Raw genomic sequence first — 24844 nt, forward strand, 5'->3', positions numbered from 1 at the left:
TACAGCGATTTCTTAACGGATTTTTTATAAGGTCGAAAAGATTGTGCGAAATTCAAAAGTAAAGTACAAAGTGAAAACCATGGTTGTACTATTGCTGTAATTATTTAAAAATTCGTGCAACTACAGAGAGCAAAAAACAACCGTCAAAGACTTACTCAAAGCTTTTATTTTTTAAAACTAATCTCAAAAAAGAACTTTCTATATAAATACACAAATCCCAACCGTAAAAGTTGGGATTTGTGTTATTTATATACCACATGAAGGGATTGACTTCGTCGAATTACATTTCGTGGGGTAACGGGGATTCACCGATGAAAAATTTCTCTGTTTTCAAAAAACCTTTTGTGTCAAATTCTTCTTCAATTTTTTCATTAGAACACGCATTAACTAAAAACCATAGTCCTATCAATCTTATATACTTAATTTGATTTTTCATAAAACAAATACAAAACACTTACTTTCCAAAACCATATCTCATAATCTTATCTTTCGGAATAGAATCTAGTCGGGGAACTACAAAAAATTCTTTATCAAAGAAAATTTTATTCGTAGTAATCACTAAAAGTGTATCTGATTTCCGATTTGGTAATACTTCATATATGAAACCCCGTATCTTTTGACTTCCTAATTCCTTAAATTCTACACCAAAAAAACCTTTACTTTCTCCTGTATAAAATGTATCTACACGAGCTTTAGCAATATTACTATAATCAGCCATTAAATTGTATCCTATACAGATATTCTCTTGGCTAGACAAACCTAGTTTTTTCTTATATAGGATAGTCCCAGTACTTTTTCCCATATATAATGTATCTGGTATCATAAAACCCACATAGTCACTACTAACATGATCTAACTTACCATTTCTATCAAAAATCTTTATTTGCGCGATAAAAACTGAATCTCCATTTTGAGCATAATAGACCTGCTTCGTTAATTTATCCGATTTGTAAGAACTCCACCAGCCTATCTTTTTCTTTTTAAAAACACTGCCCTCTAAAGCTAATCTCGAATTTTCGTCAAATTCCCTATACTGAGAATTAAAATCATTAAATTGTGTAATATAATTTTTAATTCGATTATTTTTATAATACTCAAAAAATGTATCTATTCTTACTCCATTTTCAATTTTAAAAATATATTTTTTATTTCCATCAGGATAATACGTTTTTGACTCTACTACAGAATCATTTTGAAGATAATATACAGATTTAAGATTCCCGTTTTCATAATAACTTTTTTCAACCTTTATCTTAGTACATGAGACAAAGAACATTAGGTTCAAAAGTAAAATCAGAATAATATACTTTATTTTCATTACCATTTTTCTATCCTTTCTTTTCTAGAAATATTTGCGTTTTCTAAAGAATCCGCCTGTTTTACAACCTTTTCCGCTGAACCTGTAAAAATCACCTCATTTGAGACTTGTTCAATAGATTCAGTTTTTCCATCTTTATTAAAAATATTGAACGTAACCTCTTTTAACTTCATTGTTACAATATCACTAGCCTTATCCAACGCTTCTATAGAATTAATTTTACTTTCAACTTGCTTACCTTTTTCTACTCCTGCTGCAAAATTTCTAAATGCATTTTGACTTGTTGAACTTCCTGGTTTTCTACTCACTTTCGGACCTCCAGGTCCAAATGTAGAAGCAGCGTCAATAAATCCCGAAACATCCCAAAAATCTGGACTATAATTCCTATTTGCTTTCCTACTTAGGGATTGATCACCACTTGCTCCTTTGGATCCATTATACATTATTGCTCCACCTGCACCATATAAATCATACTTAACAATTGCACTTAAAACTGCTTTTACAACTTTATTCGTCACAGCAACAACAATCTTAGGAGGACCATTAACAGATTCCGCACTCATCCCCGTGGGGTCAATGAGATTGATTGGATTGTTGTGTACATAATGATATGGAGTCCATCCTGGGAACTGCTCCGCTAAGGGGTCTACGCTCAAAAATATACTGGTACTCGGGTCGTAATAACGCGCACCATAATAATACATACCGGTAGCGGCATCCAATTCCTTGGCATTAAACTTATAACCGTTATTATAATACGTACTTTGGTTTTGCTCTACCATAAGCTCCCCCGCTGCCGCACGAATCCTTTCGTGTGGCAAATCAATATTCTAATATTCAACTCTTAAACCGCAGTTAATATACAAAGAAACCTAATTGTTTTTTGACAAAGTTGGAAGACATCCTTTTATCTAAACTACCTTAGTAAACACAAAACGCCCAATATAATTGAGCGTTTTTTATTTGACATAGACCACGCGAGAGGACTCGCGCGGTAGCGTAGCCGGACATTTTTAATACACGCGTAACAGCGGGGGAGACTACTTGGTTGTCAAGTAAACACACGAAATCACTATTAAAAAAACAAGCATAAACACATGTAAATCAAATGTTTAATATATTAACTTAATGACGTGCTCGCGCGATAGCGAAGATTTTATCCTTCGTGCACTAGCGGGGGATCTGATTTATTCACACAGATATAAACCCTTCAATTTCTTTATATTATGTAAATCATATATTTTTCTTTCAGGTTCTAAACAGATAATGGTTTCCCCATCATATTCAAAACACCCTGTAAAATTAACAGGAGTTATTCTTTCTCCCGTACTCAAAACTGTATTTTCTCGTTTTGAATCTAGTTTGAGATTATAATAATTTCCTACAGCAATCTTAACACATCTATCTGTAATAAGTTTTTCTTTGTGACTAATTATTTTATATACACTATCCCTTTTTACAGCATAAATTATATGCCAATCATTTTTTGATTTAATCTTTGTTATCAAATAAATAGAAGAATCGTCAATTCCTTTATCATATCTTAGTTCACGACAAGAAACAAAAAAAATTAAACATATTAAAACTAATTTTTTGTAAAAAATCATCTATTTATCGATTGAAGAATTATTCTATTTCCTTTCCTGTTTTTTACGGACCAATCCGCACTTTGAATTGTCGATGATCCATTACGTATTAACATTCCCTTCGCATCATAAGTTCGTTGCAAAATTGATCCCGATTCTTTAGTTGCTCTGCTGTGTGCTAATGGCCAAGTTGAATTTTTATTAATTGAGCTTGGGGAGGATATTCCATTTTTTTGAGCAATTAAACCTCCTTGATATGCTTCAGTAACTTCATGCAATACATCAATTCCTGGTTTTCCAGTTGCCTCTCCTACTTTTCCAAAAACAATCGGATTAATTTCTTGAACTGCTACAACCGAATTCCCTTTTTCTGTTTTTATTACACTATTCCCGGAGTAGGCACCACCTACATAAATATCTCCAGCTTCTGTTTTCATTGTATTTTCAGCCTTTACATTAACAGAAATCGATTCATCGTCGATTGCATCAATTAATTGTTGTGAATCTTCTGACACTTTTCCCTCTTTAATTTTAGTATAATCAACTTTACCTTTCTCATCCATTGTTAAATTTAATTCTTTTTGAACAGACTTCTGTAATTCCTGAAAAGCTTCTTGTTTCTTCTCTCCTGTTATAGTAACTTCCTCTCCAATCATCCCCCGCTGCCGAACGAATCCTTTCGTGTAGCAAATCAATATTCTAATATTCAACTCTTAAACCGCAGTTAATATACAAAGAAACCTAATTGTTTTTTGACAAAGTTGGAAGACATCCTTTTATCTAAACTACCTTAGTAAACACAAAACGCCCAATATAATTGAGCGTTTTTTATTTGACATAGACCACGCGAGAGGACTCGCGCGGTAGCGTAGCCGGACATTTTTAATACACGCGTAACAGCGGGGGAGACTACTTGGTTGTCAAGTAAACACACGAAATCACTATTAAAAAAACAAGCATAAACACATGTAAATCAAATGTTTAATATATTAACTTAATGACGTGCTCGCGCGATAGCGAAGATTTTATCCTTCGTGCACTAGCGGGGAGGACTCGCGCGGTAGCGTAGACGAATACTTTTAATAATCCCTACCACACGAAAGGATTCGTGCGGTAGCGGGGGATTGAGCATTTTTGTGTTTATATCTATACCACACGAAAGGATTCGTGCGGTAGCGGGGGGGATTTGTTCGACAAAAGCTCATCCGCTTTTACCTCCAAAGTCATTGAATTATATACATTTTCAAAGATGTTGTTGGTACTTTGCTGTACCATGACTTCTCCGAAAGGCAAATATTCTAGATACTAATATCCTCTCTTAAAACGCAAGTAATATACAAAGAAACCTCAATATTTTTTAACAAAGTTGGAAGACTACCCCCCGCTGCCGCACGAATCCTTTCGTGTGGCAAATCAATATTCTAATATTCAACTCTTAAACCCCCGCTGCCGAACGAATCCTTTCGTGTGGCAAATCAATATTCTAATATTCAACTCTTAAACCGCAGTTAATATACAAAGAAACCTAATTGTTTTTTGACAAAGTTGGAAGACATCCTTTTATCTAAACTACCTTAGTAAACACAAAACGCCCAATATAATTGAGCGTTTTTTATTTGACATAGACCACGCGAGAGGACTCGCGCGGTAGCGTAGCCGGACATTTTTAATACACGCGTAACAGCGGGGGAGACTACTTGGTTGTCAAGTAAACACACGAAATCACTATTAAAAAAACAAGCATAAACACATGTAAATCAAATGTTTAATATATTAACTTAATGACGTGCTCGCGCGATAGCGAAGATTTTATCCTTCGTGCACTAGCGGGGGGAGTTTTTTTTGAAACTCTGAGTAATAATTATCTTGGCTTAAATACTTTTAATCCAACTGTATTTAATGCTTGATAAATCTTAGGCTTTACAGTGAACAATCGTGCCTCTAAACCCACATTATTACTCCAAAGAGTATCTTTTTCAATTATAATATTTCTAATATTAGGCACTCCATTTACCAGTTGTTCATTAATTTTGATTAACTCAAAATCAAAACTATGCTCTTTTTTAATCCATACACTTTTTCTACTATTAGGGTTCGTAAGATTATTTTTATTTTTAATATAAGACACAACAAATATTGTGTCTTTTTTGAGGGTTTCAGTTTTTAATAAATAATAATTCGACATTTTCGAAAAATCTAAAACTTTTAATTCTAAAGATTCTGTTTCAATATATTGTGGTAATTCTAAATATCTTCCTTTACAATTACAAAACAGAAGTAAAAAAACTATCGAAAAAAAAACCTTTCTTATCATATTAACGAGATTTATCATTAATTAATTGAGCTTGCGGTATTTTAAAATTCGGATTTGGATGTGGCTTCATCAAATACAACCCTTTCGAAGTAAATTCTTCAACTGTAGGCTGAACAAAGCCTCTATCTAGCCCCATAGCCTTATTGTGTGAGTCTAAATATGCCTTCAATTCCGTACTATTCTTATCGTATAAAAGACCTTGATTAATAGATTTTCCTGGAAAATTCTTACCTCCCAAATACCCCTCCATTACCTCATGCTTCATATATGTCCCTGATTCAGCTTCATAAAACTTATCTGCTATTGCTGTTTGAATAGGATTTACAACTTGACTAGCTATTGTCTTTCCTGAATCATTTATAGTACTACCTTCGTACGCTCCAATAACCAATGGTGTTTCCCCATTATCTAAATAATTGCTACTAGTTGCATTAACATTCACTTGAACACTCTTTGAATCTATAGCCTCCTTTAGCAACTTATCTGATTTAGAACTCGCTTTACCCGTCGCAGAAACCTTTCCACTATCATCTATTGTTAATGATAATTTCGTGGATGACTGAAGTTGATTAAAAGCTTCTTGTTTCTTCTCTCCTGTTATGATGACTTCCTCTCCAATCATCCCTGTCGGGTCTGTAAAGTTAATTGGATTATTAAAAGTATACACGTATGGACTGTAGTTTGGCATCATCTCCGCCAACGGGTCTACGCTCAAAAATATACTGGTACTCGGGTCGTAATAACGCGCACCATAATAATACATACCGGTAGCGGCATCCAATTCCTTGGCATTAAACTTATAACCGTTATTGTAGTACGTACTTTGGTTTTGCTCTACCATAAGCTCTCCAAAAGGCAGGTATTCGTAATAATGAGTCGGTTTTCCGAAATTGTCCGTAATATACGAAGAACTGCCCAAATGATCGCCATGATACCACCAAATTGGTTTGCGCAACGCTTCGTCGAAAATTTCAGACGGTGTTCCCTCATCTGGAGCATCGTCTTCCCATTCATCATCTATAGGATCTTCATCTACCAAAGGCGGTTCCGGTAAAGGTGGCGATACCGGTGGTTCCACTATCACTGGTGGAATATCCAAGATATCATAAATTTCACAATTCGTAAGTGTTTCAGTATACTCTTTATAATACTTTAGCACTTCCATATATTTTGGATCATTAATAACCAGTAAGTAATCCAAATACTGCATAATCAAAGTATAACAATCCGTTTCTTGTCTTATAGTCGGTTGGGGAGTAGTATTCGGATCAACCAATAAACCCGTATTCGGATCCATATACCAACCCGTAGCCGGATCGAGTAAATATCCCGTATCTGGATTGATTAAATATCCGGTATCTGGGTCGATATACCAACCGGTGTTGGGGTCGATTTCAACACAAGGTAATCGATTGATTTCGCGCAAAACTATGCAATAATCTACAACATTTATAACCTGACCGCTTGGACCCTGTACAAGTCTTGTATGCGCTTGTATGATTTCCAAAATCTTATTCCTACAATGTTGCCTCGATGGGGTGTTGTAAAAAGTATTTAACAATTGGTTGACTTGTGCCTCGCAACTCGATTGATAATTGTTGTCGTCGACATTATTTAACAAACGCGCCGCTGGAGCTGTACCACTTGCATTTCTAGCAACTGTTGATGCTGTCCGTTGAGCATACCATCCATTATCATTTTTAAAATAATCTTGATCCGTATTTTGCCCGATACGACTGGCTATACGTTTGTTGTTGGCATAATAGTGTTTGGTATATTCTGAATTGCCCATTACTAAATAACCACTTGGATATATGGTCTCTCCCTGCGATTCCGGTTGGTCAAAAATCGGATTACCATTAACTCCTCCACTGGAATTGGTTTCAACTAATTTTAAAACTCGTTCCCCTACCGCGTCGTACTTATACTTGCTAATTATCTGATTGTTGTCGTTGACTTCTAACAAACGATTCTGCTCGTCCCAAATCATGGTTCTGTCTCTAGATAAATCGGTATCTATATCAGATAATATCTGAATTGTATTGCCGTTTTTGTCGTAAGAGAAATTCTTAGTCCCCAAATATTGATTGCGGTCATAATCATATTTAGCTATAGAATTCACCGCATGAGCATGTTGCGAATCCTGATATTCATATTCCTGCCATCCCGAATTTACAGTCTCTGTAACCTCATCAGTGATATAATTATGTACACTATGTTTTTGTATTTTCGATTTAATGCCATGTGTTTTATTATAGGTCATATTCAAAGAATATCCATGACCTATATCTTGCCCTTTCCAATCGCCCTTTGAGCTCATCAATCTATTAAACTCGTCGTATTGATAGTCTTTGTTAAACATTCCTCCAACTGCTCGTGGCCCCGTTTGGGCGTACCTGCTTTTAACTCGTTCTACCTGATTGTTTTTGTTAAAGCTATATACATTACGTTGCACCACACTGTCGTCTGGACGGGTCAATTGCATGGCTCTCATACGCTGTGCCACGTCGTACTCTTGAGTGGTTACGACACCGTTTCCGTAAACAATTTTCTCGGGTTCTCCGAAGAAAGTATAACGAACGTCTCGTAAATAACTTTGACCATCATCACTGGTAATACTCTTTAATTGCCCCACACTGTTGTACTGATAGATCACCTTTTCCTGATCGGGATAAGTCAAATTCAATAATTTACCCCACGAATCATAAATAAACATGGTTTTAAAATACCGCTGTGTTCCGCCAAAATCTTTAATTAAACGTTTGCTTTCAATCACTTCTCCCAATTTCCCGTATTGAAATTCCTGTTGACCGGTTTGATCATAAACCATAGTTATCCGACCTTTTCTCCCATCATCAATACCAACATCCCCGTATTCATAAGTCACTTCATGGGACGGATAATAAATACCATATAGTCGATTCATGTCGTATTTATATTGTATTTGATCTCCGTTTGCCGTAGTCACAGTAGCCAATTGTCCTGTTAAATAATATTGTGATTGGGTGATTCCACTATCGGGATGTTCGACTTGAGTCTTTTGCCCAAAGGTATCGTACTCATAAGTTGTGGTATGGTTTTCTGCATCAGTCAGGTTTAACAATTGCCCCAGAGGATCATATTTCATCGTTGTCCACAAATCATTGCTATGACCAATTTGTTTACTGGCCGCAGTGCGTCCGTTTTCATCGATATAGGTTACGGTTTTGTTTCCTTCAGGTAAGGTTACTTCTTCAGTAAAGAGCGGACGTTCTTGCGAATCCCTTTCATACCCATACTTCATTGAAGTAGTAGCATTAGTCGCATAGACGTGCTGTCTAATCATACGATCTTGGACATCGTAGTACATGGATGTTTTCTCCGTATCGGGCTGATCCAAATTGCTATATTCCAACAAGGATACCACTGGAACACCTCCACATTCTTTTTCTTCAACGGGTAAATATTGTGAAATGACCCGCCCAAATTCATCGTAAACGGTTTTTCCAGAAACCCAGAGTCGCGTTCCCGGATCGAGACAATCATCGGTACGCAAATCCCCTTCTAACAGTTTTTTAGATTGGACTACGCGTCCCAAACCATCGATAAACGAAGTCGATTGCAATACCCCATTACTTATACCGTTTTCATTTTCTAGATTTTGTTGGGTTAACGTATAGAACTGCCCTGTAAGCGTACGCTCAAATGTATTTTTAATCGTCCACTCTGGGCTATATGGCCCTTTAAACAAAATCAATCGATTGAGTACATCGTAGTGATAAAGGAACTCGTTACCGTTAGCATCGACGGTTTTCATCGGTATACCGAAAGTATTGTAAACCGTTTTACTAACCAATCCAAAAGCATCGGTAATCACCTGCGGATAACTATAGCTATGCTCCACCTCCACACCATTTTGGAGATAGGCATAATAATCGTATTTATAATACATACGTGAGGACTCATCATTATGTTCATCTGCTTTAGGCAAGGTTACTTTACGCAATTCACCGTATTCTGACCCGTATTCCATATCGTATTGGGCAAATCTTCCGAAGGGAGAATTGTCTATATATTTTCGGATTTGCGTGATGTGCTTACCATCGGCTATTGACGTTTCAAAGCGTCTCGAAATACCGCCTCCATAAATATCTTGTCGTTGGGGTACCGTCTTTAAATAAAGTCCGCCAACATTATGATAACTGATATCCGTAGTCAATCCCTTGGTATTGTCGATATACTGAGTTACATTTCCATAACCATCGTACTTAGGAAAGCTTACGTAAGAATTTAGTGAATACGAATTACCCTCCACAAAATTGATTTTCATGGTAGTAATCGCTCTCAATAATGGTACGATTCTACTGGTATCGGTATAATTAAAGCTTACTGAACCTTGGGTATTATATGAAGCACTTGCCTCGGGTTGTGCTTGAAAATACGAGTACTGATACTGAACCTCTTTAAAAGCACGCCCTTGAGCATTTAATGTCGTTTCCTTATTGACCAATCCCTTTTTATAAAAGTACTGACGCAAATCGGAACTGATTCCCGATTGATACAGATGATTGTCGGACAATGAATTATTTACATATTCCGTTATTTGGGTTCGGTATAAGTCTCCATTGGCTTTTAACTGATGGCTTTTGACTAATCCGAATCCGAGGAACTTGCGTTCTCGACGATCTTTGTATCCGTTGTGGTATTCAAACGCCATCTTCATCACATCTTCTCCATCGCCTCTAAAACCGTCATCTACCGTTATACTGGTTAAGGCCCACTTTTTAAACGGCATTTTATAGGTACCGCCAATTGGGGTATTTGATATCGGATTTTTAGTCGCGTAATTCATGGTAACGGTCGAGCCTAAAGGTCTTTTTACCGATTTAAGCAGGTTGGTTCTTTTAATTCGCGAATACTGCACTTTCAACTGATGGTCGTCGGTAGAGGTTAATAGGTCTGGATAACCGTCTCCATCAAAATCCATATAACGTACACTCTCTTGGGTCATGGTTTTACCTACACTACCCATTAAAGAGATACAGAATTTGGGACCAAATCCAAAAAGAATTGGAAATGAAATACATACGGTTACCGAGGCATTAATCCCCCCCACTGAAGAGGTTTGAGTTGGAGAATTTGGTAAAGTAAAAGCTTGTCCAAAACCGGTTCCCGTATTGAGATAAGCGGTAGTTCCATCGACTATACGATCGGGAAGTCCGTCGCCGTTGATATCTATATAAGTGTCCAACTCTTTACTAGTACTCGAAGAGATACTCAATCCCAACGACAAATCCAAATTGGATAGGGATTTGCCCGCCGTCCTTTCAATACCATCTCCACCTCCTACTCCTGCCTGTGTGGTGGCTGTGGTGGATTTATTAGTAGAAGGAAAACTCCAACCGGTTTGAGGTACAAATTGGTTTCCTATGTTTAACAACAAACTGCCGTCGTTTAAAATCACATCGGGTAAACCGTCTCCGTTCACATCGACCACTATTTTATCTACGTCGTTTTTGGTTGTGAACACACTACCGTTAGCTCCTCCAGATGCTGATCCCCCTACAGCTATGTTAGGGGTACAGACCTCTCCCGTAGGAGTAAAAGCAGTACTTACACTAGATTTTCCTCCACCTGCCAATACTCCAGACCCCGTTTGGGTGCTGTTTGGCAAGATGTTTGCATTTAATATATTGGTACTCGACAAGCCGCCTTTGGGCGTAGTCATTTGAATCTTTGCTCCAATGATGTCTGGATAACCGTCGCCATTAATATCTCTAAAATCGTTTAAAACTCGAGATTCAGATTGATTAGTCGATTGTCCAATAGTAAACATTAAATAACCTATAGACTTATTGACACTTGATGTTTTACTATGCGTTTGTTTGATGATACCATAGGCCCCGTAGTTCAATACCGGTGACGTTGGCGCTCGAGGTACGGGAATATCGTCGTCTAAAAATCGTTTATTTGGACTGATTCGCGTTTCTGACACATATAATTTATCATGAGTTTGCCATACTTTACGCTCCTTATTGGGCATTAAAATCGAAAATTCACTCGATATATTACCTCCCATTTCCTCTATAAAATCAATATTGGATTCTACTTGATTATGATTGGGTGTTGTGTTGGTCAACATATCTTCCGTACTAGTATTGGTTTGCGGATTGTTATGCTCTAAAGTTCTTTTAACATTAACCGCATTAAGGTCAATCTTTTCAAAATTTTGATTGGGCTCGGGTCCTTTATACGCGAATTGCCCCCAATGGCGGTACATCGGACCAAAACCCGATGCTAGGTCTTGAGAATAGACATTAGCCCAATATTTTGAGGCTCCAAAACCCGTTCCGGTATCTCCTGTACCGGCACTAAGCGTTACCAATTGAAGGTTGCGCTGCGATTTTTCGAACAGTTCTCCTATACCGCTGTCAGAAGCGAAATACTCCACATGTAATTTTCTCCACAATGCAGTGTTAACTACAAAACTCGTATAGTCTCCTAAGACTTCGTCGTAGTTTCCCGTAGTGGCATTATAACGTCTTCGCTCTTCCGTAGTTCCATTTCCATTCATGGTGTAGCGGAACTTCATCGGTTTGCCTTCTACAAACAAGAGGTGGTCGTTTTCCTTAATCGTTAGATAAACATACCGCTTTAAGCAGGTATTATCGGAGCAATTTGGAATTACAAAATAGTGCTTTAGATAAACGCGATGCACATCGCTAGTGTATGTAAGGTGTTCATAATTGCTGTGAACATAGCCGTAGTTGGTATAATAAGGTATTAAATGATTGGTTATTCCGTCAATGATTAAACGGGGTTTAAATAGCGTGTCGATGTGTTTCCAATTGACTTCCGAATCGGCCAATACTTCTACTTTAATATATTGAAAACTAAAGGGTGAACTTTCGCTTACACCCGCTACGTTTAAGGTCAGATTGGGAGAATTGATCGACGTATTGGCATTATTCTTTGCTATTACTTTGTAAATTTCCACATTGTTATTTCGCAAAGGCAACATGGCTCCAGAGTTTTGATCGCGTTTGTAATAGGTTACTCTAAAAGTAACATCGTCGGACAAGGTAGCATTGGTTCCGCCTAAATTGTTGATTGCAAAAGAATCCCACTCCAATTTATAGGTTCCGTTTTTCATCACGGTAAATTCTTGTGAAGCTCCGACTATAAAAGCATCGTTATAGGTACTCGAATATAGCGGGTATTTGTTGGCCGAAATTTTGTCGTTCGCTACATAGGTTATCGCCGGACTCCAGCTTACCTGTACTTCTGCTTCTGGAATTTGACTCGAACTCACCCGGAAAAAAATCAAATCACCTCGGTTTACTGCTATATTATTGAAATTAGTAGGCTCGCTACCCTGAACCATCAACTGCGGTTGGCGTAAATAAGCCGTTTCTCCACTAAAATCTCCAGCACCTTTTTCAACGGAATAACGAATTCCATTGTCTATGGCTACGTGTTCTTTGGTTATTTGTCCTCTAATGTTGATAACCCCATCACGTGGAGCTCGCCAAACTTTAACGATATCCATCAAACCGTCGGCAATATCCAATGCCGGCATCGCATTGAGCACTGGAGCCACATCGCCTTCTTTGATAACGATATTGGGTGTTTGGGAACTGTCTAAAGTAAAAACCGGCAATTTGGTATTGGGATCCAAATGGTTAAAATACACTCGGGTATTATCGACTACATCCGGTAATCCGTCGGCATTGACATCCTCTATATAGGTATAAACCGAAGAATTGCTCTTGGATTTGGTTTTAGCATAATTCCCAATAAATGGGTTTATCGAAAAACCCAAATCGGAGCCGTCCGTTTTGGAAAAGCTGAGGTTTGAAATCCCTTTAATTAGACCCAATTCTTGAGCGAAACCGCCTCCTAAATTTTTGCGGTAATACATTTTACCCCCCATTTTAACCACCTTATCAGGCAATCCATCACCATCGATATCCAATAGGGAAACCATGGTTTCCGAACGCGACCAACTACCGGATAAATTACCCGCTATGGATGCCGAATTACTCCAAGGTAAATAGGAAGTAGGTATAGCTGGAACAACCACCCCAGCAGAGCCTCCTCCTCCAAAGGTTTTGTTATTTCCTTCCGTACCTCCCAATGCAGATAGTTTTACACCAAAATTTTCGTAAAAACCATTATAATCATGATTAGAATAAATTGAAACCGCATTACCCTCAAACAATCCTCCGCCGGCTATATCGTTATAATAGTCAAACTGATGCTCATGAACTAATGGAACTACATCCGCCCAATCACTGCCATTATAATATTCATTATTATTAGAACTATTTGTTGTAGTAATGGACTGCAATAACGTTTTGTCGAAAGCACCAACTTTGTATTTAAAGTCATAGATCACTTCTGCAAAAGTTGGCGTTTTTCCCACTACTCGAATCCCTGCTAGCAAATCAGCTGTTACTTCCTTAAATCCAAATCGCGTACTGAACGTTTTGTCTTTTCGCTCGGTTAAAGGAGTATTTGTCGTTGTTTTTCTATTAAAACCAACCGAATACTTCGCATGAAGATGTCCATAATCAATACTTGTTAAGTACAATTGTTTACCTCCTGCTAAAATACCGGTAGTAAAGGTCTTTAAAGTGTACTGATATTTTATCTCATTTTTATCAAAATCTTCAACTTTTTCCAACATCCAACGGACAATCTGCCCAGAATCACTGGCCAATCGATTCGTTGAATTGGATCCATAAGTATAAATTTTTCCGTCTTTGCTTTTAATTATCCAACTGTAATTGGACGGAGAGTTTCCAACACGAGTAATCTGTTGAAAAGCCCCTTCTACTCTAGGGCGAAAAACAGCATTGGAAACCCTGCTTATATGAGGGTTTTTATGCGGCATATAATAGTTACCCGGACTGGTTTCTAACATCAATTCTTCACCATTGAGCATATAAGATTCCGTTTCTTTATTTGGGTCAAAAGCCGGTACTCCCCAACGCGTATCTATTTCAATAGAAGGGACAGATATATCCCAACCTAATCCCATCCATCCACTGCCTCCCCCACTGTTGTATCGAATATTTAAATCGGGTTGCATACCGTTTCTCGCAGCTGGTATGGTTAGTGGATAAGTCAAACTCGCATCCCCCTGATCATTGGCTGAAGGTGCTTCAATTTGAACGATGTTCGTTGCAAAGTTAGGCGGTTGCATACTGCTGATGGAAGTCGGACTAAACGAAGTGGTTTCCGGACTTTCAGGAGCCTGTATAATTCCCGCTATATAATCGGTAAAATGGTTGGTTTGCACAGCAATGCGTTGCAGGGCGATATCCAAACTATCGACAGTTACTTTTTGCCAATTTTTGAGTGCGGTATCAAAGAAAAAAACCTGTACATCACGATCGGTGTAACCACTCGGTATAGCCGTCTTATCATAGGGTATTTCAATGCGAACCGGCTTTTCAAATTGGGTACCGTCTGGCAACATACGAAATCCCTTATGGTTTCTAGTTACATTGATTAATGCCACACCACTCGGTGCCACATCGATATCACGCAAAGGTTGTATAATGATTTGGGTCGGTGTTTTCATCGCCAAAGCCGGCAGGGATACCGATGCTTCGTCTACACTTAAAAAAGCGGTTTCTGTACTACTTGTCATTACAGCATTCGCCGCAGCTATTTTTCCCAAATCACTTTTCTGATCAGCCGAGATGAGTTCTCTAATCGCAACGGTTTTGCGCTCTTTTAAAATCCCGTTTTCAAAAGCTTCCAAAACGATCTGTTCTTGAAGCATGGTTTTTAAAGTTACCAAACCTTCAAATTCACCCGCACGAACTAAGAGATCCTGACCCTCAGCCTGAAACGTCCAATTTTTTGATTGATTTGAAACGAAACCCTTGATATAAATCTGATTATCCGTCGACAGCGAACTGCCCTCATTTTCAACAACGATATGAGCATTTTTTACGTTTTTCTTGGCTTCAATTCGCACATTCTTTACACGATATTGCAAAAGCGCCGTACTCGGAACCGTAAATAAAACCGTATTGATGCCCGAATGCAACCAACCGCTATTTAAAGACTCACGCTGTGTACTCCAAGAATTGTTTTTCTTAATCAAAATTCCACCCGATGCTACCCGTGCGTTGATACTTCGGGAAACCGAAGCACTGCTTTCCAAGCCGTATAGGTCGTATACCAATTCATAATCCAAATTTGAATTCCAATTTTTTCCTAAATCAATTCGAAACAAGTTGTCTGAAGGATCATCGATTCTGTTTTGGGCATCATATCCAATAACACCCATATCCAAATCCGAAACGTAGCTTGTGATCAAAGTCGGCTCTTTGTATGTAAGCTCTTTTATGGTCGATGCTACGGCAGTATTGGCGTTTGGAGAAGACGTTGCGTTCACTACAGCTGGATTTACTTCTTGCTGTTCTAAAGTAGCACTCTTAAAATCCCATGCCAACTGATGAATCAAAGCAACGTGATCGCGATAGGGAAAATAATGCTGATTACCCATGGCGAAAAGCGGTTGTAAAAATATACTATGAAACATAGCTACTAATAAAACCCAAGTAGCTGTGGTGTTCTTTTTTGATTTTTTATTGGAATGCATTGTCATTGATTGTATGGCTTATAACTTTTATTGTACTACTATCTTTTTTAATTCTGTTTTCCCTTGTATAATGGCAACCAACATATAAACTCCCGGTTGGTAAATAATATGAGAAACCGTGGTTTGTTGTACTTTCCCCAACTCGCGTTTGTTGATGTATTTTCCATCCACCGTATAAGTGTATAAAACCACGTCCGACAAGCCCGCCAAATCAAACTGAATATCAAAGGATTCACCGACTTTTGTCGGATTCGGGTAAACCGTCCATCTTTCAGAAATCACAGCCGTTTTGCTTTCTTTTACCACTTCGGTATCGAACTGTTTTTCACAACCTTGATTGTCGGTAACGCTTAATCGGTATTTTCCGACTGTATGCGCAACTAACTGTTGGGTTTTAGACACAATCTTCCCATCCTTTTCCCATGCATAACTCAATTTAACACCACTAGTATTGATAACTTTGGGTTTAACAACCACTTTGTTTTCTTTGGTATTTAACAGCCATTCGGAGTCTAGACTTATTTGAGCTAAAGGATCTTTATCGATTTTTATTTGATTTAGCGCTAATTCACCATGGGCATCTTGAATTTCAATTTGATAAGCACCACTCTTAACATCGGTTAAAACGCCTATTTCCGCATCAAAAATGCGAACCACTTCCGGCTGATTAGGGCTTTTTAAACTAACTTTGTATGGAGCTGAACCGCCCTTAATTGCAATTTCTATGGAATTGAAGTCAAAACATTGGGCTAGTTTTTGAGTTTCAAATTGGAATTTGGCTTTTCGTCCAAGGGTAAAATAATCGTAGCCACTGTGATCGGTGTCCCAAATGATATTCGAAAAAACCAATCGACTACTATCTTGAACCACACCCAAATATTTTTCGATATGGACCCCCAAAAATTCAGGCTGAGTTCGATTGATATATAACCAATGTTTTTGGTCGATGTCTTTTAAATCGGGTAAATCCAAGGTAACTGTAGTAGGCGCAGCTAACTGTTTTGGCTGCACCATCCATGCTCTTTTCAATAATTCCACACCATCCACAGCCTCACTAAAAGTCAAACTTTTTCCGTTATTCCCAATCAATACATAACTCTCGTCTTTTAGGATACGCTTTTCTTTACTCTTTATTCGCTCCAAAGAATCTGCTTGAATTGAAAATCTTATATTGGGGTGTTCCGAATGAGTAGTCGTCAATTGATACCAGTCAAAAGCATCACTTCGTCCAACACCAATAAGCTGCTGTCCAAAATTTGCACCCGCAGCCTCTGTCCATAGCGGTTGTTTGTCTAAGCCTATATATCTGTTGGAGTCAAATAGGCTAATTCCATATTTTAGAGACAAATAGGTGTCGTTTCTTTTCAGAGCATAATCAGATAGATGCCCATTATATACCATTACCTCATAAATGGCTGTTTTATCGAAATCATACTTGTTATTCAGCAATAAATAGTCGTTTGAAAGCCCCCTCTCCGGATCGGCAAAGGAGAAGTTTAAAACCAAGCCTGTTAAAAGATTTCCCTTGGTGATTTTCTTTTCAGTTGGCGTTATTATTTGATTCGTAAAAATTTGCCAACGTTTAGGAATACTCAATAAAGTTAGTAGCGAAATAGAATCTTTCTCCTGACTTTTATAGACCATATAAACCGTATTGTTTTTACCCAACACATTCTTTTTAGTCACTATTTCAATTTCCTTTAGAAAAGAAATTTTAGAATACCCATTGAGTTTGTCCGTATCATGCAAGCCGTGCATATCACGCAACCACATTGTAGGAGCCCGTTTTCCCGAGGGCTGTGCATGTAAAAAAATCGTAAAAAAAACACTCAAACACAAAGTAAATATCCGAATCATAAAAATCATCTTTAGACACTCTAAGAAATACAGAGTTCTCATATAATTTGCAATAATACAAAAATTACGGAATAAAAAAGAAATCAAATTAACTATTTTAACAAAAAACACAATTTCTAAATACTTAATATTAATTAAAAGTTTTCATATTTTAATTAAAATTTCACAAACAGTAAAATAAATTAAACTTTATAATTACAATAGGTCCATTTTGGCACATGTAGAAATCAAAAAAACCGCCAATAGCGGTTTTTTTATCATACTAATAAAATGAGGTTGTTATTTAAAGTTGGAAAATATTTCCCGCAACACGCTTAGCGATTTTGGATTTCGAAAACCCGAAATGTGCAGGTTGTAATAACGCAACAAAAGCTCCAACAGCGCGTTGCGCTCTCTAGCGCTAAATATTTGCTGATTGGACTGAAAACCGTGTGTCAGTAATCTTTTAAACAATTGTGTTTCCTCAGCTTCAAAACAACTTTTTTCAAAAAATGCTGTAAAATTTCCTGCCAAGGGATTAAAAAAGGCTTCTTCAGATTCGGAAAAATCGGGATAAAAACCCAAGTATTTGGTGATTCCCAACAGCACTATAAGATGAAAATTAGCTGCTTCCTCTTGATGGTCAAACCACAACAAGGCCGTTTCTAAATATTCAAAAAGAGGTTCGTTGGGTTCTTCTTCTTTAATGAGATTATGCAGCATTTCGGCTATAAAAATGCCCATGCTGTTTTTGTAAAAATCACTATAAATAGTTTGGTATGGGTGGGCTAATTTCAGTTCTTTTAAATATTCTAAACCGCCTTTATTTTTGTGTTGCGCCTCTATTTCCAATAGGGTTAAAGGCCGGAAATAGGCATTGTTTTGTGCACCCTTTCCCTTGGAAAAGGCATTGCGTATATAATAGGACTTAACCCCACTAAACTGCGTAAAGCACTTGACAATTAAACTCTTCTCTTGGTATTTGACCGCGCTCAATACCACGGCCTTGGTTTTGATTAACATTAGCGAATTACCATGATTTTTTTAACGGTTTTTTCCGATCCATCCTTAGACGAAACCAATATCAAATAAACACCTGAGGAAACTTTTTTTCCACCAAATGCATAGGTATCCCAAAGTACCGTTCCGCCTTCAGAAGTAGCCTCAAAAACCAAATTGCCCTCGATATCGGTTATTTTTACATTGGATTTATCCATGAGTCCGGAAATTTTCACATCGCCAGCAAATTCTGGACGCACCGGATTGGGATAGGCAAAAACATTACTAAATGAAGCTCTAGCTGCGGTAGCACTTCCCTTAAAGGACACCATACCGTTGTCGGTGGCAAAAAACACCTCCCCCGTAGTTCCATCGATTTCGATATCACTGATGTTATTACTCGGCAAAGGCGAATTGGCTTTGGTAAAACGATATAGGGTTTTTTGTCCGTTTGGCGAGATTAAATACACACCCGCATCAGCTACGGCAACCCATTTATTATTAGCACCATCCACTTTGATTTTGGTGATATTTTGTCCATAGAACAGTTCTTGAGCAATGCCATCCTCCTTAATGATAATGGAATTGGCAGTCAATTGCGACTCGTTGATAAATCGATCAACATTTGGAATAATACGCAATCCCTTATAGGTTCCTATCCAAAGTTGGTTGTTGTTGTCCAAAGCAATGCTGCGCACATAGGTATCGGGTAAATTACCATTGCTTTCATTGATAACCATTTTCTTGTTTCCGCGTTTTTCATTGAATCCAATCAAACCACGATTGGAGCTCCCCATCCATTTGGTTCCGTTTTTATCGATGAGCGGCACACCAAAACTCGTTTCCTCTACTTCAGGTACCGTTCCTTGTAAACTGTAAGAGGTCCAATCGCCATTAACCAACATTTCTTTAATCGATGAATCGACCAAACTGTTTGTCATCCACGCATTGCCTTCGTTATCAAAAGCCGTTCCGTTGATACGTACGGAAACATATCCCGCAGGCAGCGCTACTTCCACTTTTTGTAAACCGTTTGAACCGGTATTGAGGTGGTTGTACAATTTGACTTCACTGGTTTTTAAATCCTGAGGTTTTAAAGTGATATCCAAAAAGCCCGAATGAAATGAACTCACATATAAATGTCCGGGTTTACGCGGATTAACTGCAGCAAACGACAATGCTTCCGCGCCTTGTAATTGAGTATAAGGAATCATATCCCAACCTTTATTTGGGCTGTAGAAACTGAGCCCGTAACGAGCCAAATCAGGATTGTGCGGATTATAGTCTTTGCTATAACCCCCGAATATCATCCAAAGACCATTGTCTGTTTTTAAAAGCGAAAACACCTTATTGTTAATTGGACCATCTGGCGATAGTGAGTTGGGCTGTTGCATTAACGATCGATCGTATTGAAATAGTCCCGCCGTATTGGTTCCTACATAAAAATCATTGCCCAAAATCGCAGCCGAACTAAATCCTCCTGTCCATTCATAGTTGGCATCAATCTTTGACGATACAACACCCGCTGCATTAAACCAATAATTCTCTGCCTCGGTGGTAGCCATTAATTGATTTTCCGTACTGATTTGCACATCTAAAACCGCACGCCTAAAATCGAAAAGAGCCGTTGCTATACCCGAATCAAAACGGTATAAAGAATGATCGTCCTTAACACCAGCCAATTGACCAGACCATACAAATATCTTATCCCATTTCCCATTATCAAAAACCTCCCACTGCGAAAAATCGACCAAATTTGGATTGCTAATTAACCCTCTTTTTAAACCATAATCAGCCGTGGCTGCATAAATCCAATTGCCCAAAATAGCCAACTGTTTGACCGCTACATTATCGCCACTATCGCCTATAAAGTACGTATCTCCAAAAGCATTGTTGTTCAAGTTTAATACACTGATGCCATAATCTGTTGCTATGAATAATTCCCCACCAATTTCAAGAAACATATTGATTCGCTTTGCCGTAGGCGGTATCGCTGTTTTGTTAACTATATCGTTGATTATACTGACTTTACCGCTTGGACGATGCCATATTTGGATAGAGCCGTCTTCGTTTCCAACAACCAATTTTTTAAACTTTTCACTGTAAAAAATCGTAGTGATTTTCTGTGTTTTTAATCCCTCAATGGAGCTGATGGTTTCCACTTGCTTAGACGCCACATCAAATACCAACACCGAACTGCTCGTAGCGGCATAAACCTCCGTAGAAGAAGTCGAAATGGAACTGATTTCCGCATAGGAAAAATAGCCCTTCCACGATTGGGTTTGCGCTTGCCCAGAAAGACCGATAAACAACAACAACAAGTAGGTAATACACTTCATGGGAACAGATTTAAAACACAAATATATTATAACACCTTCATATTTACGGGTATTTCATCAAAAAATAACAAAGGCCGTCTTTTTGAGACAGCCTTTGGTGTTTACTTATGATTTGTATTTCGTAATCCGCTACTATTTAAATGCTTGTTCGAGATCCTGAATTAAGTCGTCAATATCTTCCACACCCACACTCAATCGAACCAAGTCATCAGTAACACCGATTTCCTTGCGTTTGTCTTCGGGTATAGAAGCATGTGTCATCAAAGCCGGATGGTTGGCCAAGGATTCCACCCCTCCCAAAGATTCTGCTAAAGTAAACACCTCAACCCTTTCCAAAAAGTCAATGGCATCTGCCTTTGCTCCAGATTTAAACGTAAAGGAAACCATGCCTCCAAAACCGTTTTTCATCTGTTTTTGAGCGATATCAAACTGCGGATGATCTTCAAGTCCCGGATAAAAAACCTGATTAACTTTAGGGTGATTTTTTAAATAATGCGCCACCTTCATTCCGTTTTCAGAATGACGTTGTACGCGTAAATGCAATGTCTTGATTCCTCTAAGCACCAAAAAACTCTCTTGAGGTCCTAAGGTAGCTCCTGTTGCAAATTGGTAGAAATGCAGTTTCTCTCCCAATTCGGCCTCTTTGGTTATCAACGCTCCAGCAATCACGTCTGAATGCCCACCTAAGTATTTGGTTGCAGAATGCATCACTACATCTGCACCTAAATCCAATGGGTTTTGCAAATAAGGCGTTGCAAAGGTATTGTCTACAACAAATAGAATTTTTTTCTCTTTGGTAATTTCAGCTATACGCGCAATATCTGCCAATTTCATCAACGGATTAGTCGGTGTTTCCACCCATACCAATTTCGTTTTAGCTGTTATAACCGATTGAAAGGCCTCAATATTATTCATATCAACGAAATGGAATACAATTCCCATGTCTTGATAAATTCTCGTAAACATTCTATAGGTTCCGCCATAAAGATCGTCCATAGCAATAACTTCATCTCCCGGTTTTAACATGCGCAACACACAATCCGTGGCCGCTAATCCTGAAGAAAAAGCCAATCCTCTTGCGCCGTTTTCGATACTGGCCAATGCGTTTTCCAAAGCCGTTCTCGTCGGGTTGGCTGCGCGACTGTATTCGTAACCCGAGTGAACACCAGGGCTGCTTTGTGCAAAGGTAGAGGTATGATATACCGGAGGCATTACAGCGCCTGTACTCGGATCGACTTGCTGACCTCCATGAATGGTTTTAGTATTGAATTTCATCTTGTTTTTTATTGTTTTTAAAGCCTGGTAGTAACCACCGTCCTCTCACCTGATTATACACTGATAACTCACGGCGTTTCGAACAATTTTCCCACTAGCTTTTCGTTTAATACTCTAATTACAAACCTATTAACATCGCAAAAAGCAATAATGAATCGCATGTTTAACAGTCAATTCATTGGTTTATTCTCCCAATGTCATTTTGCATTTGATTTAAACACAAATATACTTTTAATTACAAAGTAAATTGTATAAATTTGTTATTAATTAACACTTTTTCCTGCGCCTTATGAAGACCTTTCCCTTATTATTTATGAGTTTATTACTGGTCGTTAGTTGTCAGAAAGACAAGGGCTTGGTTTTTGAAACTCAAAAATTCGAACAGCTTTCCACACCGCCTTGTACCGAGGACGATTGTACCAAAGCTACGATTGAAATTCCCATTGCGATTAACAAAAATTCAATAGCTGCCGACAGCATCAACAAAACGACCTTATTGACCATTAGTCAAATCGTTTCATTTGCTGAAGAACCGAGTAAGGCTACTACATACGAAGAAATTGTATCCTCTTTTGTAGAGTCGTATAACCAACTCAAGAGAGATTACCCAAAAGAAAGTACTCCTTGGCAAGCACAGGTTAGCGGAACTGTTGCTTATCAAAGTCCACAAATCATATCCATACACCTCAAGCACTATACTTTTTCTGGAGGAGCGCACGGATATGAAGGCCTACGCGCCCTAAATTACAATCCGGAAAACGGTCATTTATACACCAACGACGAGCTCTTTACCGACAAAAAAGGGTTTTCTGATTTGGTTGAAAAAAAACTGCGCAGTCAACTCCATATTCCAGCCGATAAAAACCTAAACAGCATCGGATTGATGTTTGAAGACGACCGCTTTAAATTACCGGAAACCCTTTTGTACTATAACGATCAGTTTGTCGCTTACTACAATACCTATGAAATCGCCTCTTATGCCGACGGCCCAACCAAATTGGTATTTACTTATGCCGAAGTAGCACCTTTTTTACGCATAAAATAAATCTATAATGCTCCTGATTTTGTGCATTTATTGATTATTTTTGGCAACTGACAGAAACCGCTGATTTTGAGCATCTATAAAAAAATTTTTAAACAAACTGCTATTTATGGTCTAGCCACTGTATTTCCGAAATTACTCGGATTTTTCTTGGTGTCGTTCCATACGTCATTCATGGCAAATAATGTCTATGGAGAGTACAATATTGTATTTTCCATCATGATGTTTTTTAATGTGGTCCTTGCCTTTGGTATGGAAACGGCTTTTTTTAGGTTTTACAATCTAAGAGAAGACAAACAGGAGGTTGTTAACAACTCCTTATTATACCTTTCCATTACCTCTATACTGTTTTTGGTCTTCGGACTATGGACTCAAAATTACTGGAGCAGCTACCTACAAGTCGATGCAAAAATAATTCAATACCTGATTTGGATATTGGTTTTAGATGCCTTGGTTATTATTCCCTTTTCCAAGTTACGCGCCAATCAACGACCCACATTTTACAGCGCTGTAAAAATTGGAAACGTCATTGTAAACGTATCCTTAAACATCTTTTTCCTGTATTTATTACCCCAACTCGCTCAGGCTTATCCCGATTCCTTTTTTGATTCGATTTACACAGAAGGACAACAGGTTCAATACGTTTTTTTAGCCAATCTGATTGCGAGCGGATTAACGCTTTTGGTCTTTGCCTCCGATTATATAAAAATCCGATTTCACTTTAATATGGAACTCGGCAAACAGATGATTAAATACGGATTTCCCGTAATGATAGGAGGACTGGCTTTTGCTATAAACGAGAGTTTTGACAAAATTCTATTGGGCCGATTACTCCCTCCCGAAATTGCGCTTACCGAAGTGGGGAAATATGCCGCATGTTATAAGTTGGGATTATTTATGGTTTTGTTTAGACAGGCATATACCTTGGGTATAGAACCCTTCTTTTTTAATTATGCCAAAAATGAGGACGCCCCTACAAAATACGCGACCATTACCAAATACTTTGCTATTATAGGCAGTTTGATTATGTTGACTGTCATTGTTTTTGTCGATTTATTAAAACCGATTATGATTCCCAACCCTACTTATTGGGAAGCGATGAAAGTGGTACCCTTAATTATTTTGGCCAACTTTTGTTTGGGTATTTATGCCAATTTATCGGTTTGGTATAAACTGAGAGACAAAACCATGATTGGAGCCTATATCTCCATTTTTGGAGCTGTATTGACCATTGTTTTAAACTACGCCCTGATTCCTATTTGGAGTTATGTAGGCTCTGCAATTGCCACTTTATTGGCTTACGGAAGCATGATGCTCATATCCTATGTTTTGGGCAATCGCTATTATCCCATTCCTTATGACAAAAAAGCCATCGTTGGCTATACCGCGATGTCGGTAGGCCTTTCCGCCTTATATTTTTACGTTTTCAGAGAGAATTACTGGATTGGAATGGCCTTTATAGCGATTTTTGTCGGTTTATTAATTAAAAACGAAGGCAAACTGATTAGAACATTGATGAAATAACCCAAACAGCT

General features: G+C 38.1%; 12 protein-coding genes. 2 read left to right on the forward strand and 10 right to left on the reverse strand.

Annotation, left to right across the window (positions count from 1 at the left end):
- Positions 1-454: 454 nt before the first annotated feature.
- The 10 genes from KO524_RS13440 to KO524_RS13485 all read right to left on the reverse strand — a co-directional run bounded on the left by KO524_RS13440 (position 455) and on the right by KO524_RS13485 (position 22267).
- Positions 455-1318: a hypothetical protein gene (locus KO524_RS13440; protein ID WP_219294749.1), complete on the reverse strand. Its 864-nt coding sequence runs from the start codon at positions 1316-1318 to the stop codon at positions 455-457.
- On the reverse strand, positions 1318-2139 hold the full coding sequence (locus KO524_RS13445; protein ID WP_255555267.1) for an RHS repeat domain-containing protein: 822 nt from the start codon (positions 2137-2139) through the stop codon (positions 1318-1320). The genes KO524_RS13440 and KO524_RS13445 overlap by 1 nt, the downstream gene beginning before the upstream one ends.
- Positions 2140-2505: 366 nt before the next feature.
- A complete protein-coding gene (locus KO524_RS13450; RefSeq protein WP_219294750.1) occupies positions 2506-2925 on the reverse strand; it encodes a hypothetical protein in 420 nt (139 codons plus the stop codon).
- On the reverse strand, positions 2922-3560 hold the full coding sequence (locus KO524_RS13455) for a type IV secretion protein Rhs (protein ID WP_219294751.1): 639 nt from the start codon (positions 3558-3560) through the stop codon (positions 2922-2924). Before KO524_RS13455 ends, KO524_RS13450 begins: the two co-directional genes overlap by 4 nt.
- Before the next feature lie 1205 nt (positions 3561-4765).
- Entirely contained in the window at positions 4766-5218 is a 453-nt protein-coding gene (locus KO524_RS13460) for a hypothetical protein (RefSeq protein ID WP_219294752.1), read from the reverse strand.
- A gap of 1 nt (position 5219) precedes the next feature.
- A complete protein-coding gene (locus KO524_RS13465) occupies positions 5220-15818 on the reverse strand; it encodes a SpvB/TcaC N-terminal domain-containing protein (RefSeq protein ID WP_219294753.1) in 10599 nt (3532 codons plus the stop codon).
- 27 nt (positions 15819-15845) lie between these two features.
- Positions 15846-17675: a T9SS type A sorting domain-containing protein gene (locus KO524_RS13470; RefSeq protein ID WP_219294754.1), complete on the reverse strand. Its 1830-nt coding sequence runs from the start codon at positions 17673-17675 to the stop codon at positions 15846-15848.
- 279 nt (positions 17676-17954) lie between these two features.
- The gene (gene recO / locus KO524_RS13475) at positions 17955-18677 is read right to left on the reverse strand and encodes a DNA repair protein RecO (RefSeq protein WP_219294755.1); all 723 of its coding nucleotides are present in this window, start codon (positions 18675-18677) and stop codon (positions 17955-17957) included.
- Complete coding sequence (locus KO524_RS13480; RefSeq protein ID WP_219294756.1) at positions 18677-20992, reverse strand: two-component regulator propeller domain-containing protein; 2316 nt, start codon at positions 20990-20992, stop codon at positions 18677-18679. Before KO524_RS13480 ends, recO begins: the two co-directional genes overlap by 1 nt.
- Positions 20993-21124: 132 nt before the next feature.
- A complete protein-coding gene (locus tag KO524_RS13485; protein WP_219294757.1) occupies positions 21125-22267 on the reverse strand; it encodes a cystathionine gamma-synthase in 1143 nt (380 codons plus the stop codon).
- 289 nt (positions 22268-22556) lie between these two features.
- Here KO524_RS13485 and KO524_RS13490 point away from each other — a divergent pair, with 289 nt between their 5' ends.
- Positions 22557-23312 carry a DUF3298 and DUF4163 domain-containing protein gene (locus KO524_RS13490; RefSeq protein WP_219294758.1) on the forward strand — a complete coding sequence of 252 codons (756 nt, stop codon included), beginning with the start codon at positions 22557-22559 and terminating at the stop codon, positions 23310-23312.
- Positions 23313-23378: 66 nt separating this feature from the next.
- Positions 23379-24833 carry a polysaccharide biosynthesis C-terminal domain-containing protein gene (locus KO524_RS13495; protein ID WP_219294759.1) on the forward strand — a complete coding sequence of 485 codons (1455 nt, stop codon included), beginning with the start codon at positions 23379-23381 and terminating at the stop codon, positions 24831-24833.
- Positions 24834-24844: the final 11 nt, after the last annotated feature.

Source organism: Flavobacterium sp. NKUCC04_CG (assembly GCF_019345525.1).
In the GTDB taxonomy this organism is placed as follows: Bacteria; Bacteroidota; Bacteroidia; order Flavobacteriales; family Flavobacteriaceae; genus Flavobacterium.

Excerpts from the sequence above, each read along its gene's own strand:
- KO524_RS13440 (WP_219294749.1), bottom strand. The coding sequence starts at position 1,318 with ATGAAAATAAAGTATATTATTCTGATTTTACTTTTGAACCTAATGTTC.
- KO524_RS13450 (WP_219294750.1), bottom strand. The coding sequence starts at position 2,925 with ATGATTTTTTACAAAAAATTAGTTTTAATATGTTTAATTTTTTTTGTT.
- KO524_RS13455 (WP_219294751.1), bottom strand. The coding sequence starts at position 3,560 with ATGATTGGAGAGGAAGTTACTATAACAGGAGAGAAGAAACAAGAAGCT.
- KO524_RS13460 (WP_219294752.1), bottom strand. The coding sequence starts at position 5,218 with ATGATAAGAAAGGTTTTTTTTTCGATAGTTTTTTTACTTCTGTTTTGT.
- KO524_RS13465 (WP_219294753.1), bottom strand. The coding sequence starts at position 15,818 with ATGCATTCCAATAAAAAATCAAAAAAGAACACCACAGCTACTTGGGTT.
- KO524_RS13470 (WP_219294754.1), bottom strand. The coding sequence starts at position 17,675 with ATGATTCGGATATTTACTTTGTGTTTGAGTGTTTTTTTTACGATTTTT.
- recO (WP_219294755.1), bottom strand. The coding sequence starts at position 18,677 with ATGTTAATCAAAACCAAGGCCGTGGTATTGAGCGCGGTCAAATACCAA.
- KO524_RS13480 (WP_219294756.1), bottom strand. The coding sequence starts at position 20,992 with ATGAAGTGTATTACCTACTTGTTGTTGTTGTTTATCGGTCTTTCTGGG.
- KO524_RS13485 (WP_219294757.1), bottom strand. The coding sequence starts at position 22,267 with ATGAAATTCAATACTAAAACCATTCATGGAGGTCAGCAAGTCGATCCG.
- KO524_RS13490 (WP_219294758.1), top strand. The coding sequence starts at position 22,557 with ATGAAGACCTTTCCCTTATTATTTATGAGTTTATTACTGGTCGTTAGT.